Origin of the sequence: Brevibacillus fulvus (assembly GCF_016908525.1) — a bacterium.
Taxonomy (GTDB): Bacteria; Bacillota; Bacilli; order Brevibacillales; family Brevibacillaceae; genus Brevibacillus_G; species Brevibacillus_G fulvus.
Genome location: NZ_JAFBEB010000002.1, coordinates 347,051 through 361,145 on the forward strand (window position 1 = coordinate 347,051; position 14,095 = coordinate 361,145).

General features: G+C 48.9%; 12 protein-coding genes and 1 pseudogene. 8 read left to right on the forward strand and 5 right to left on the reverse strand.

What is annotated here, in order from left to right; translation table 11 throughout:
* Positions 1 to 101 precede the first annotated feature (101 nt).
* Positions 102 to 1,361, reverse strand: coding sequence for an MDR family MFS transporter (locus JOD01_RS05105; RefSeq protein WP_204517158.1), 1,260 nt, complete (start codon positions 1,359 to 1,361; stop codon positions 102 to 104).
* A gap of 254 nt (positions 1,362 to 1,615) precedes the next feature.
* On the opposite strand from JOD01_RS05105, the gene JOD01_RS05110 reads away from it, so the two are divergent.
* The 3 genes from JOD01_RS05110 to JOD01_RS05120 all read left to right on the forward strand — a co-directional run bounded on the left by JOD01_RS05110 (position 1,616) and on the right by JOD01_RS05120 (position 4,065).
* Positions 1,616 to 2,248, forward strand: a complete 633-nt coding sequence (locus tag JOD01_RS05110; RefSeq protein WP_239565200.1) for a GGDEF domain-containing protein — start codon at positions 1,616 to 1,618, stop codon at positions 2,246 to 2,248.
* Between the two features lie 187 nt (positions 2,249 to 2,435).
* Positions 2,436 to 3,053, forward strand: a complete 618-nt coding sequence (locus JOD01_RS05115) for a DUF47 domain-containing protein (protein ID WP_204517159.1) — start codon at positions 2,436 to 2,438, stop codon at positions 3,051 to 3,053.
* Positions 3,046 to 4,065: an inorganic phosphate transporter gene (locus tag JOD01_RS05120; protein ID WP_204517160.1), complete on the forward strand. Its 1,020-nt coding sequence runs from the start codon at positions 3,046 to 3,048 to the stop codon at positions 4,063 to 4,065. Before JOD01_RS05115 ends, JOD01_RS05120 begins: the two co-directional genes overlap by 8 nt.
* Before the next feature lie 52 nt (positions 4,066 to 4,117).
* Here the strand turns inward: JOD01_RS05120 and JOD01_RS05125 are convergent, their stop codons facing one another.
* From JOD01_RS05125 to ligD, 3 genes are all read right to left on the reverse strand, one after another.
* Positions 4,118 to 4,354 (reverse strand): hypothetical protein, encoded by a 237-nt coding sequence (locus JOD01_RS05125; RefSeq protein ID WP_204517161.1) that lies wholly within the window; start codon positions 4,352 to 4,354, stop codon positions 4,118 to 4,120.
* A gap of 155 nt (positions 4,355 to 4,509) precedes the next feature.
* Positions 4,510 to 5,307, reverse strand: coding sequence for a prolipoprotein diacylglyceryl transferase (gene lgt, locus JOD01_RS05130; RefSeq protein WP_204517162.1), 798 nt, complete (start codon positions 5,305 to 5,307; stop codon positions 4,510 to 4,512).
* Positions 5,308 to 5,415: 108 nt separating this feature from the next.
* Entirely contained in the window at positions 5,416 to 6,318 is a 903-nt protein-coding gene (ligD, locus tag JOD01_RS05135; protein WP_204517163.1) for a non-homologous end-joining DNA ligase, read from the reverse strand.
* Between the two features lie 213 nt (positions 6,319 to 6,531).
* Between ligD and JOD01_RS05140 the strand changes: the two genes are divergently transcribed.
* From JOD01_RS05140 to JOD01_RS05150, 3 genes are all read left to right on the forward strand, one after another.
* Positions 6,532 to 7,647 carry a hypothetical protein gene (locus JOD01_RS05140; protein WP_204517164.1) on the forward strand — a complete coding sequence of 372 codons (1,116 nt, stop codon included), beginning with the start codon at positions 6,532 to 6,534 and terminating at the stop codon, positions 7,645 to 7,647.
* 141 nt (positions 7,648 to 7,788) lie between these two features.
* Positions 7,789 to 8,712: a hypothetical protein gene (locus tag JOD01_RS05145; protein WP_204517165.1), complete on the forward strand. Its 924-nt coding sequence runs from the start codon at positions 7,789 to 7,791 to the stop codon at positions 8,710 to 8,712.
* 136 nt (positions 8,713 to 8,848) lie between these two features.
* Positions 8,849 to 9,478, forward strand: a complete 630-nt coding sequence (locus JOD01_RS05150; RefSeq protein WP_204517166.1) for a LysE family transporter — start codon at positions 8,849 to 8,851, stop codon at positions 9,476 to 9,478.
* Here the strand turns inward: JOD01_RS05150 and JOD01_RS05155 are convergent, their stop codons facing one another.
* Complete coding sequence (locus tag JOD01_RS05155) at positions 9,479 to 10,792, reverse strand: amino acid permease (RefSeq protein WP_204517167.1); 1,314 nt, start codon at positions 10,790 to 10,792, stop codon at positions 9,479 to 9,481.
* Positions 10,793 to 10,921: 129 nt separating this feature from the next.
* Between JOD01_RS05155 and JOD01_RS05160 the strand changes: the two genes are divergently transcribed.
* Positions 10,922 to 12,160: an aminotransferase class V-fold PLP-dependent enzyme gene (locus JOD01_RS05160; protein ID WP_204517168.1), complete on the forward strand. Its 1,239-nt coding sequence runs from the start codon at positions 10,922 to 10,924 to the stop codon at positions 12,158 to 12,160.
* Between the two features lie 438 nt (positions 12,161 to 12,598).
* Positions 12,599 to 13,985, forward strand: a pseudogene (locus tag JOD01_RS05165) (transposase).
* Positions 13,986 to 14,095 lie beyond the last annotated feature (110 nt).

The window sequence follows — 14,095 nt, forward strand, 5'->3', positions numbered from 1 at the left end:
GCAAAGGGGCTGCCTCAACAGTTTGCAAAAACTGTTGGAGGTTCAGCCCCTTATGCATTGCTGGACCAATTCCGCGGCTGACGATCCTTCTCCATTCAGCTCTAGGCCGGTTCATTGGTTGAGGAAGGAATGGGCGGTTCGGAAAGCGTCAACGGCGAGCGAGATGTAATTTTCGAGACGAGCCGGTACTGGAACAGACCAGCGACGATCAGCAGCAGACCAACGATCGAATACCAGTAAGCGCCGCCAATGTGGGTAAGCGCAAAGGCGCCGATGGAAGGGCCGATCGTTCCGGTGATTGCCCAGTTGGAACCAAAGATGGAAAAGTACCGTCCGCGGAACTCGGCCGGGGCGAGAACGGATACCGCTTTTTGAATTTGCGGTCCATAGAGCATTTCCCCCAACGTAAAAACGATTTCTGCCAGGATAAGCAGCAGAAAGGACGGTGCCCAGCCATAGCCAAATCCGACGCAAGCAAAACAGAGATAGGCAGCGAGAATCACACGTTTTGTCGGGAAACGGTCGCCCAGTTTGGCGACGACCATTTGCAAGGCGACGACCATGCAACCATTGATCGTCAGCATGGTTGCGAACACTTCCAGAAAATCGGGGAAGTGGGTCCGCAAGTGCTGGGGCAAGATCATTTCCGACTGAGAATACAGCAAGGAAACCGGCAAGGCAGCCAGCGTAATCAAAAACAGATGGCGATGTTCTCTGATTTTGAGCCGCGGCTGCGGTTGCGGTTCACTCACGTTTGGCGAGAGCAGGCGGTTCTCTTTCGGCAAAGTCTCAGGAACTTTCCAAAGGATCAATAGGCTGTAGCAAAACAGCGTGGCGGCGCAAAGGGCAAAGGCGATATCCGGATTCACTTTATAGATAGCCACGCCAATCAGCGGACCGGCTGCGGCGCCAATGTTTAATGCTGTATGCAAAAGCGCAAACACTTCACTTCGTTTTTCTTCAGGCACGACGTCTGTCACTTGTGCGCTGGCGGCGGGCCAAAACAAGGAAGCGCCAATTCCGTTTAAAATTGTGAGCACGGCAAAAGTATATATTGAGTCAGCCCAAACATAGCCAAGCATCGTTACCGACTCGATCAGCAACGAGACCATCATGATCGGTTTTCGCCCGTATTTGTCGGCCAGACCACCGGAATAGAGCGAACAGATCATGCTGGAGAGCGGTTGCAGGCTGACCACCAATGCGGATAACAGCAAGTTGCCGTCCAGTTTGTCATAGAGGAAAAAGCCCAAAAAGGGACGAAGCATAAAATTGGAAAAAGTCGTTAAAATCGTGCCAATCACACGGATCCAAATGGCGGTGTCGTAACGGTTGATCAAGTTTGGCAACCAGTGCTTCATATACCCTCTCCTCCCTTGTGGGCCAGCATATGCTTCGAAAGTATACAGGAAAAAAATGCAAATGGAAAGCCGATTGCGATTAGTTCTAATATTCAGTCATCAGGCTCTTTGAACACAAAAACTATCGAATTTTGTCAATAAAAGAGGGGCGGTTTTACTTGAATTGGCAATTATTTGAAGTTAAAATGTGATATAGCCTTTCCAAGCGTATTTGGCAGGTTATTGATTGTGGTTGTTACCGGAGGGAGATATCTTTGACTTATCGATGGCTCGGTGCGGTTTTGTTTACGTTGCCGTCTTTTCTTTTGTTGTTCATCTATGAACATCATGAGCTTTCGTTCATGGGATGGGTTTTGCTGGGGATCGCGGCATGCGCAGGTTTTTTTCTCGGGAATCATTATGAGCAGATACGGTTGCTGGCTTATCAGGATTCATTGACTGGAACACTGGTCAACAGACGTTTCGTGGAGATGCTGGAGAAGGAAATAAAAACGGCGAAGCGGCTCAATTATCAAGTGACGCTGCTGTTTATTGATTTGGATAATTTCAAGAATTACAACGACAAATACGGTCACTTGGCTGGAGACCAAATTTTGCGTAAATTCGCAGAATTGTTAAAACAAAACGTGCGAAAAAACGATGTCGTCGGCAGGTGGGGTGGTGAAGAGTTTGTCGTTCTGCTGCCTCAAGCGGACACGCAGCAAGGAATGAGGATCGGTGAGCGGATTCGCAGCAGTGTGCGAACGGAGTTAAATGGCGTTACGGTCAGTATCGGACTGGCTACCTTTCCGCACCATGCGGAAAATGCGATGGAATTGGCGATGGTGGCAGATACATGTATGTATGAGGCAAAGAAGAAAAAGGATTGTTTATTAACGGTCATGTAATGCACACTTTTGGAGATAATAACCCGTAACCTCCTTTTAGGGGGATGCGGGTTATTTTCTTTACAAAATCTTAATAATTACTTTACAAAAAAATTACACCTTTCACTTTGAATTAAATTTACCTTAACAAAGCAGTTCGGTATAATCGGTAAGGCGCCATATTTTTTGAGGGAGTGACTACATAAAGATGTTAAAAACGAAAAAACATACTTTCTTTGATTTGTTTGAGCAGCAGGCGGCGATTGTTCATAAAGGTGCGCATCTCTTTTACGAAATGGTTGGAAATTATCAAGATGTTGAAACGAAAGTAAAAGGGATCAAAGAGACAGAACGGGAAGGCGACCAAATTGTTCGGCGGATCATGAATGAACTAAATTCAACCTTTATCACTCCGCTGGAGCGTGAAGATATCCACCATCTTGCCCATACGCTCGATTCGGTCATTGACTATATCGACGGCGTTGCGGACCGGATGTTTTTGTACCAGGTAAAACAACCGGATGCCGGGATTCTGGCGCAAGCCAACATTCTCGTTCAATGTACGAACAAACTGATGGAATTGATCCGGACGTTGCGCAAACTGGATCATGAGGTGGTCGACAAGATTGCCCAAGAGATTAAAGATTTGGAGCATGAGTCGGATGCCAACTACCGCAAAATGGTATCCGATCTGTTAAATGCCAAAGGGGCTGATCCGATCGAGGCGATCAAGCTGAAGGAAATCTATGACAAACTTGAGGATTGTGCTGACTTCGCCGAGGATGTAAGCAACCTGGTGGAAGGGATCGTGCTAAAGAATGCCTGAGTTTACCACTGACTTGTTGATCATGATCTTGGTGGTCATCCTTGCGCTCGGTTTTGACTTTATTAACGGATTCCATGATACCGCCAACGCGATCGCCACTTCTGTGTCCACACGGGCACTTAGTCCGCGAACCGCAGTCCTGTTGGCCGCTGTACTCAACCTGTTAGGGGCGTTAACGTATACCGGCGTCGCCAAGACGATTGCCGGCAGCATTGCCGATCCCTTTCAGATGGAAAACGGAATGATGGTTGTGTTGGCTGCTTTAGCTGCGGCGATCCTCTGGAATTTGATCACATGGTGGTTTGGAATCCCCAGTTCTTCCTCTCACGCTTTGATCGGTGGCATTAGTGGCGCCGTAGCGAGTGCCGCCGGATTTGGAGCATTGAATTGGAAAGGCTTTACCAATATTGTCGAGGCTTTGATCATTTCTCCGGTTGTCGCCTTTATTGTCGGTTTCATCGTCATCAAAATCGTTTCGGCGATCGTCGCCAATATGCCTTATCACAAGACAAACAAACGTTTTCGCATGTTGCAGGTATTGTCAGCTTCCTGGCAGTCATTCAGTCACGGTGCCAACGACGCGCAGAAAACAATGGGGATCATCTCGTTTGCCCTGATCTCCGGCGGTTTCCTTGCCAGTGAAACTGGGGAAATCATCATTCCGCTTTGGGTGAAATTGGCTGCCGCGCTCGCGATGGCGTTGGGAACGTCGGTCGGCGGCTGGCGGATTATCAAAACGATGGGTGGGAAAATCATGCAGGTAAAACCGATTAGCGGTTTCTCGGCTGATTTGTCTTCATCTTTAATCATTACCATTTTTACGATCTTGAAATTACCGGTTAGCACCACCCATGTCATTACCTCATCCATTCTTGGGGTAGGAGCCTCGCAAAAATTCTCCGCGGTGAAATGGGGAGTGGCTGGGCGGATCATCTTCACGTGGATTATCACTTTGCCGGTCACAGCGGTATTGTCGGCGGCCATTTACGTCTTTTTAAATGTACTGTTTTAAATCGGACAAGCGACCCGGTCAGCCAAATTGGCTGGCGGGTCTTTTTTTTTGCTTAGCTGCCGGTTAAACGTTCCCAGAGCGTAGGCTTCGGCTTGATTTCAATTTTTTGAATGGAGGAAAACGGAATATACGTGAGCAAGCGGTCTTGTTGCAGGACGACTCCAGTCCGACTGCATGCGGTGAGCTGTCCGAACTCATACGGTTCGCCATGTGGAGAAACAACGGACGGGAGCAGGTAGACATTCACTTCATACTCCAAATATTCCGCCAGCAGATCTTCTTCTTCCAAAATGATTTCCTCCCTTGCCAATTGTATGAATCCTGTTTACTTTCTATTTTTATCCGGCAATGGAAGCAGTATACGTTCGCCATACAGATTTTCACCCGCAAAAAAAGCTGTCGAGACAACCTCGACAGCTTGGTCTTTTTGGAAATCGATCGTTCCTAATCGCTGATTTTTTCCTGGGTCCGCGTGCGCTTGCTGCGCATGCCGAACACAATTAACAAGATCGCGCCGAGTGCAATCATAATCAGGCTGACAATTTGCGCGGTACGCAAAGCATGGCCGATCATCAGACTGTCTGTGCGCATTCCTTCAATATAAAAACGACCGATAGAGTACAGAATCAGGTAACTGAACAAAACTTGACCGTCAAATTTTTTGAAGCGGTACAGCATGGCCAGCAAAATAACGAAAACAAGCAAGTTCCAAAGCGATTCATACAGGAAGGTCGGATGGTAATATTGACCGCCGATCAGCATCTGGTCCCGAATGAAGGCGGGAAAGTGCGACATGAATTCGGCACTTACCGGACCCCCATGGGCCTCCTGATTGATAAAGTTTCCCCAACGGCCAATCGCTTGCCCCAAAATGACGCTAGGCATCAGCAGATCGCCCAGCAATAAAAAAGGCAGACGATGTTTGCGGACATAGTAGGCTCCGGCAAGGATGCCGCCGATTAACCCCCCGTGAATGGCCAGGCCGCCTTCCCACACGTAAAAGACATGCAGCAGGTTATCCTTGTAATTCTCCCATTCAAAAATGACATAGTAAGCTCTGGCGCAAATGATTGCTGCAGGAATAATCAGTACAACCATATTGAGAATATGATCCGGGTCAAGACCGACGCGTTTGGTATGATACCGGGCTAAATAAGTTCCGATAAAAAAGGCTGTCCCCATAATAATTCCGTACCAGTGCACGTGCAATGAACCAATCGAAAAGGCAATCGGATCAATCAAATTTTTGTCCCTCCTTGGTAAACCAGATTCTTGGGACAGTATAGCACATCCCCCTTATGAAACGAAAGAAACGGGATATGTCGACTTTGTGAGCAAGGGTCCGTTTGCTCACTTATTGGCTAAAAACTCCAGAATCGGGTCAAGCGACACCTGTGCGTCCGGATCCAGCAAGGGGGCAAATAAATCGCCCATTTTTTGAATACGGTCAGGGACGTCGTAAATGGTGAAATCGCGGGGAGAGATGTTCGGGACTTCTTCCCAGGCAACGGGGGTGGACACGGTCGCCTCCGGTCTCGCTCTTGTTGAATAGGGAGCGGTCAATGTTTTGCCTCGCCATGGCTGCAAATAATCAATATATAATTTTGTGCCGCGGTTTTTTACCAGACGTTCCACGGTGACCAATCGGGGGTGTTTTTCCACCAGATAGTGGGCAATAAACTGACCGACCGCGCGGGTTTGTTCAAACGTATAGCGGCGTTCGATCGGCACGTAGATTTGCAAGCCGCTTGCTCCCGATGTTTTGACAAAAGCGGGCAGTTGCAGGGAATCAAGCAATTCTTTCAGCAATAACGCGGCTTCCCGGACAGGTGCAAAATCGGCTGTCGATGGATCGAGATCGAAGACGAGCTCCGTCGGCAATTCGCGATCTGCTTCGTGGAAAGAAATGTGCCACTCCAAGGCGGCCTGATTGGCGAGCCAAAGCAGGGTCGGCAAATTGTTCAGCAAAACATAGCGAGTCGATTCCCAAACAGCAGTCTCAATCCAGGACGGCGCGTAGTCGGGAACATTCTTTTGGTAAAAATGTTTGTCGTGAATGCCATGTGGATAACGAATGACCGTTAACAAGCGGTTTTGGGTATAGGCCAGCATATACGGAGCGACTTTCATCAGGTATTGCAAGTATTCCAGTTTGGTGACGTTCGCTTCCGGCCACAGCGGCTTATGGGGATTGCTTATCAACAAATCCTTTCCTTCTATCGTAAGTTTGAATTCCGGATGTGTAACAACCAAACCGGCCTCTCCTTTCCAGAACGGATATAGTGGATAGTATGCTTTACAACACTTTGACGCATACTCCCGCGCCGTTGGCGGACGCTGACTGCTGTATGCATGACTTTACTTCCGCAACAATATCTCCCATTCAACCGGCAGCGTTTTTTTAAAGCAAGAGGGACAAGTTAATGGAGGGAGGAGGTTTCCCAATCAGACAAAGGGGGTCAGCTTATGGATAAATGGATGAAAACAGGTGCGTCATTACTATGTGCGGCACTGCTACTGACCGGTTGTGGAACGAATAATGGCGGTGGCGCGACGAACCAGAGCGGTTCCGGCGCAACGACACAAAATTACGGTAATGCCGGAACCGGAATCAGCGGGAAAGGTGCCGGTGGTGCAGGTACACACACAGCGGGAACGAGAAACGCTGGGGGTGTCGGAGCAACTGGTTTTGGCAACCGAACCGGAATGACTGGCACAGGTACCAACGGGTACGGATCGACCGGATACGGTACCAATGGTTACGGTTCAGCCGGGGCTGGAACAGCCGGTGGTGCGATGAGTGGAACCGGCACAAACGGTTATTATGGCAGCAACGGGATGACAGGTGTGGGGACAAGCGGCTACGGTACAGGGGCCGGAATGACTGGCACTACTGGTGCAACCGGTTACGGTGCCAGTGGATATGGGACGAGTGGCTCAAGTGGTTTAAGCAATTATGGCACCGGAGCAGGAATGGGACGTACGGCTGGAACCAGCAGCTATGGCAGCGGTATTTTCGGAACGACCGGCGCAAATGCGGGCAGCTATTCCGGAGCGTCTTCCTATCTGGATTCCCAATTGCGGGCAGCCGGAATCCAAGATGCACGCGTCCTGATCCTCGGAGATACGATTATTGTCGGGCAAACGGGCAATAGCAACACAGGGGGACAAACCGGAGCAACTGGCGGAACCAACGGCGGCGGAAGAGGCAAAACAAACACGAACTATCCGGGAACAACCGGTGGCACAGGCATGTTTACCGGAACAACCGGCCTGTTTGGCGGCGGGACAGGAACAGGTGGAACGACTGGCGGAACCGGCGGCGGAGGAACAGCCGGCACTACCGGAACAACCGGAACGAGCGGCGGTGGGAATAATCGTGACGCCCGCTCTGTTATCCAAAGCATTTTCGGCAATAACGTAACCGTGTTGACCGTTTCCGACCCGCGAGCAGTTGCCGCGATCGAACGCTTGAAACAGACGCCGACCTCTTCGCAAAGTTATAGCCGTGATGTGAACCTGGTCGTAAAAAGTGCGCTGCAATCAAACGGTACGACCGGCGGGGCGCAGAACAACCGTTAAAACCGTTTATTTCAAAAAATAGCGGTGCGGAAGCCAGCTTCCGTACCGTTTTGATTGCCGAGAAATATGAAAAAATCTTTTTAGCACGCCGCATAATTTTTCCTCGGTTAGCAAATTCTAATCTCAAAAGGAGGGAAATAAATGTATAACTATAATGTTGGAAATGTATCAGGCGTTCAATCTGTATTTCAACCAGGATTTGCTGGCACCGACGTACAACAGGTGCGCAACCAAATTGCGCGTGATGGCGGTTTTGGCTACAATTCTGTGCAGGGCGGCTTCGCAACAGGAGTTCCCGCCGGATTCCAAAACAACGCCAGCTTCCAGTCCGGCGTAAGTTTCCAAAGCCCGGTTGGTGGTGCACAAGCTGTTTTCCAACCAGGCTTTGCCGGAACGGATGTTCAACAAGTGAGAAATCAAATTGCCCGTGACGGCGGCTTTGGCTACAATTCTGTGCAAAGCGGCTTCGGCGCAGGTGTGCCTGTACAATCCGCCGGTTTCCAAGGCAACGCATCCTTCCAAACAGCAGGTGTAGGCTTCCAAGGGGGCGGCGTACAAGCGATCTTCCAGCCAGGCTTCGCCGGCACCGACCCGCAACAAGTGAGAAATCAAATTTCGCGTGATGGCGGCTTTGGTTACAATTCTGTCCAAAGCAATTTCGGAGCAGGCGTGCCTGTACAATCTACCGGTTTCCAAGGAAACACTAGCTTCCAAACTGCCGGCGTAGGGTTCCAAGGGGGCGGCGTACAAGCTGTCTTTCAACCGGGTTTTGCCGGAACGGACGTCCAACAAGTGAGAAATCAGATTGCCCGTGACGGCGGTTTTGGCTACAATGTGGGCCAAGCTGGATTCTCCGGCGGTAATTTCCAAAGCGGTTATCAAGCAAACGCTGGCTATCAAACTGCCGGAGTCGGCTTCCAAGGCAGCAACGCGCAAGCTGTCTTCCAACCGGGTTTTGCCGGAACGGATGTCCAACAAGTGAGAAACCAAATCGCCCGTGATGGCGGCTTCGGCTATAACAGCATTCCAACCGGCTACGCAGCTGGAGTACCAACCGGATTTTAATTGAGCAACAAGATCAAGACACCCGTTATCTCTATGAGGATGACGGGTGTCTTTTGTTTGATGCTTGCCAACATATTTTCATCGCCTGTTCATAAGAATGTACAAGGAGTGAGAAAGAATAAAGGAGTTTACACGTATGCCGACATTTTTTAGCTATGTTTTGCTTGGTCTCTCACTGGCCGCTCCGATCGGCCCGATCAACGCCGCGCAAATGGACAAGGGAATCAAATACGGCTTCTTGCATGCATGGGTGGTCGGATTAGGAGCAATGGCCGCAGATGCTCTGTTCATGTTGCTGATTTACTTTGGTTCCGCCCATTTTTTGCAGACGCCATTTATGAAATCGTTTCTCTGGTGTTTTGGCTGTTTCGTGCTGATCTACACGGGAATCGAAAGCATTAAAGACGCCAGCAAGCTGCAGACAGGGACGCGGGGCGGTGAGGAGTCTGTAATGAAATCTCTTTCTTCAGGATTTTTTCTGACACTCGCCAATCCGTTAAGTATTCTGTTTTGGTTGGTAATTTACGGCTCCATTTTGGCGAAAACGGTGGAAATGTATCAGACTTGGGATTTGCTTCTTTACAGTTCCGGCATTTTTATTGGCCTATTTTTGTGGGACATCGGGATGGCTTTTGTTGCCAGCAATTTTCATAAATTTCTGCACAGAGGGCTTCTGATGGTCATCTCGCAGCTGGCCGGTTTGTCTTTAATCGGCTTTGGTTGCTATTTTGGCTGGCAAGCCTTTCAATTGCTGGCGAGCGGCTGATTAGGCCGCCCTTTTCCAGCGTTTTCGCAAAAACAGCAGGGCAATCGCAATGATCGCAAGAAAGGCAAAACTCGTAAAAAAGCCGGGTCGGCTGGTTTTGTCAAACAGCGTTCCAATGGCCGCGATGACGATGAGAATGGCAGCCGCAATCGTTTTGATGTGTCCCCAGACGGACAGTTTTAACAGTTTTCGAGCGGAAAAGACCATAAATAGCCAGGAATATAACAGCATTAACCCGCCAGCGGTGGTGATGTATTCATACACTTTTTCCGGAAGAACCAGGGCGATGACGATCGAGACAATCATGCCGCATACGGTCAAGATCAGCGAGGTATAGGGGATTTTCCGCCTGCTCATTTTCGTCAGGATGTGCGGGGCATCACCGGCCTTGGCGATCGTATACATCATCTGCGTAACCGAAAACAGCGAAGCGACCAAACTGGAGAACCCTGCCACGATCAATACGCCGTTAAAGATATGGACGATCAGCTCAAACTTCAGATCCTTTAAGGCAGTTACGAACGGGCTTTGTTTGGAGTTGAAGTTTTCCATCGGGGCCAGGAACAGTGCCAAACCAATCGAAACGATATACAGCACTGTGACAATCGAAAGCATCACTTTCCCCGATTTGGGAGCGTCTTGGGGATGTTTCAGTTGAGATGCCATCAATCCCATCACTTCGATACCGGCAAAAGCAAAAAAGACATAAATCAATGATGTCCACAATCCTAACGCTCCATCGAGAAATATTCGGCCATCCGGGGTATGCATGTGGGCATGCTGTTTGCCCAAAACTCCTGAAAACACCAGACAAGCGAGAACGATAAACAAAAGAATCGCGGATACTTTGATCACCGCAAAAGCATTTTCCACTTTTTCAAACCCTTTTGTCCCTAATAGAACGACAATAATACCCAAAATCGCATACACCGAGGTCAAGATCCATAAAGGAATTTGCGGGAACCAATAGCGCGTAAACAACCCGATGGCCGTCAGCTGGCTGCCTAGTATCAACATCTCCGACAACCAGTACATCCATCCGTGGCTAAACCCTGCCCAATGGCCGAACGCCTTCTTCGAATAGGTACGAAAGGAGCCTTGTTCTGCATGTTGGGCAATCATATTGGCCAGCGCATCAAACACAAAGTAGGTGCCAACGGCGGCCAACAGGAACAGAATCAGTACGGAAAACCCGCTTTTTTCGATCGCCATGCTGGACCCCAGGAAGAATCCCGTACCCGTTGTAAATCCCATTCCCAACAGGGCGAGCTTCCACCACGACAGGTGACCTTTTGCGTTGGACTGACTGCTCATCCGTAATACCTCCCCAGTTTGTGTGTCCTTATCGTTTGATACCTTTATGATGCTTATACTGCATAGGCTGATTCGTTTTTGCCATACTATATGGTGGTTTGAAACTAACCAGGAAAGGAACACAATGGGGTGCCAACAACAGAATTGACAAGACCTGCACAGACGTCGGTTGATTGGGAAGCGATCCGCTCCCTGTTTCAGCTAAGCCCGGATTACATTCATCTGGGGACTTCCCAATATTTTGCCTCCCACCCAAAACCGGTCAGGGAAGCGATTGATCATCATCGCCGTGAATTGGATAAAAATCCGGTCATGTATATCGTCAAGCATGAGCAAGAATACGCCAAGAAAGCCAGGGAAGCTGCCGCCAAATATTTGCGCATCGATGATCCGGATCAAATCGCCTTGACGGACAGTACCACGATGGGGCTGGGCACGATCTACACAGGATTAAATATTCAACAAGGACAAGAGATCCTCACTTCCGAGCACAACTACTATTCCCAGCAGGAAGCGATTAAGCGGGCGACGGAACGGACGGGAGCGGGATTTCGCGAGGTAACGCTTTACCGTGATATTCACGAAGTAACCGAAGAAGAAATGGTTGAAAACATCATCAAAGAAGTTACGGATCGGACAAGAGTGGTCGGCGCTACCTGGGTCCATTCCAGCACAGGTCTGAAAACACCGATTGCGAAACTGGCACAGGCTTTGGCCAAAATTAACCGGCACCGTGACGAGGAAAATAAAGTTTTGCTGGTGGTCGACGGTGTTCATGGCTTTGGAATCGAACGGGAATCATTTGCCGAGCTCGGTTGCGATTTTCTGATCTCTGGCTGTCACAAATGGTTGTATGGCCCCCGCGGAACCGGCATTATCGCAGCCACCCCGGAAGCGTGGCAGCATGTCTATCCGGTGATCCCCAGTTTTTCCGAAACAATGTACGATATTATCAAAGGGGAACAACAGCCGAAAAAAGTGAATGGGACTCATATGTCACCCGGCGGGTTCCACGCGATGGAACATTACTGGGCGTTGCCGAGCGCGTTTGAATTTATCGAGTCAATCGGCAAAGACGAAGTGTACCAGCGGGTTCATGAATTGAACCGGATGTGCAAGGAAGGATTGGCCTCGATGTCCCATGTCAATCTGGTTACGCCGCTGGACGATCATTTGTCAGCGGGAATTATCGCTTTTGAAGTAAAAGGGATGACGGTTAAAGAAGTGGTCAAACGGCTGGTTGAAAAGAAGGTAATTGCGACAGAAGCGCCTTACCTGCACAGCTATGCCCGTTTTACTCCGGGGATTTACAATACACCAGAGGAAATTAAACAAGCTCTGGATGCCGTTCATTCGTTAAAAGCATAACGATATTTTTTTTCGTCCTATACAGGCAAAAAATAAAGCCCCGAGAAGAGAGCCCTGCAAAAGTCCACCTAATATCTGTAAACCGTAACCCTAGTGCCCTTAGGTACTGGGGTTTCAATTATCGAGAATGTAGCTGTAGTGGGGAGAAGCATGTTTCCGATCTGCGCTCCGGTCTACGTCCTGCAAGGATGTGAAACTGTCCGCTCCACAGCGATCCCGGGGGAAGCGCAAAACGGCGCGCAGCTCCGAAGGTTACTCATGGATTGCGCTTCTGTCTCCCCGGGCTTCGCTGTTCCGCTCGGCTGGACTCCGCTAGTCGCTCGGCCTGGAAACATGCTTCTCCTCCGAAACAGTAGGTTTTCAACAGGCTGAAACCCAGTGCCGCTTCGACACCGGGTTTTGATGTACAATAAAAAGAAAACGAAAGAGTTGGAACCATTGCTACAGCCCTCTAAACAAATCACGGCATCCTTCCATGCCGAATTATATAAACTGATTCCCGTGGATCACCCATTATGTAAAATCAATGAAATCGTCGATTTCACGTTCATTCATGAATTGGTTCGTTCTTCTTATTGTGAGCATTACGGAAGACCAGCTAACGAGCCGGAGCTCCTGTTTCGCTTGCTGTTTTTACAGGTTCTCTACAATCTTTCGGATGAACGCATCATTCAGGAAACGCAGGTAAACCTCGCTTATAAGTGGTTTTTAGGTTTAAATCCAGAAGATACCCTTCCTGACCCCTCTCAGTTATCCCGCTTTCGTAATCATCGGTTAGGAGCCGGAGCCGTAGACGAGGTACTCAAATCGGTTGTACGTCAGTGCATCGAAAAAGGACTTGTGAAATCAAAGACGATCATCGTGGATTCCACTTATACACTGGCAGTTTCGCCAAAACAAAAGCCTCTTGAAGTACTGCGAGATGCGGCGAAGCGTTTATTCCGTATTGTGGTGAAAAAGCATCCAAAACTTGAAAAGAAACTCCCGAGGTTACCGGAGTTGAAGAAGGATCAAGAGGGTGCCGAGAAGATCATGCTTCACTACTTGGCGGAACTTGGAGAGACAGTCGAGACTTTGTTACCCGATCATGAGGGTTCCATCTCGGAGAAGATCAAGGTCGCCAAGGCCATCGTGGAAGATGAGCGTCTGCTGGCCAATAAAGGCATTATGTCGGCCATTGATCCAGATGCCCGCTTTGGATGGAAGAGCAATACGAAATCCTTTTTTGGCTACAAAGAGCATATTGCCATGACGGATGAAGAAATCATTACGGCTGTGGAGGTCACCGGAGGAAGTACGGATGACGGAAACCAATTCAAAGAACTTTTGAACCAATCGCTTGACGTGGGAATAGAAGTACAAGAAGTGATTGCTGACACCGCATATTCGGGTAAAGATAACTGATGCAGACTTTGTTATTTGTCCGGCAGGACAACATAGTATCCGAAAGGCTGTCCAAGGAAGCAAGCAGAGTGGCAAAAGTCGTTCTCTCGTTTTTTACTTCGATACGGAGAAATGTAAGACATGCCCACTTAGGGAAGGCTGTTTCAAACCAGGAGCGAAGAGCAAGACCTACTCCATCCGGATCGTGGCGGAACCCTACAAGGCGCAAATCGAGTTTGAAAACAGCGATACGTTCAAAGAACGTATTCGTCGCAGACCGATTATTGAGCACAAAAATGCTGAATTAAAAAGGTATCATGGGATGACCAAGGCCAAGTACCGTAGTCTCTTTCGTATGCGAATACAGGCAATACTTACGACTTTCGTCGTAAATGTAAAACGGATGATAAAATTGGCCGAAAAAATGCAGCCCGTCTCTTAAAGGAGAATGGACTGCATTTTTCGTTCAAGTCCTTTTTTGTAAAAAAATAGTGTGGGTTACCCGATCCGCAAACCTCAACAGAGGTATTTTGCAGGACTCTCCGAGAAACG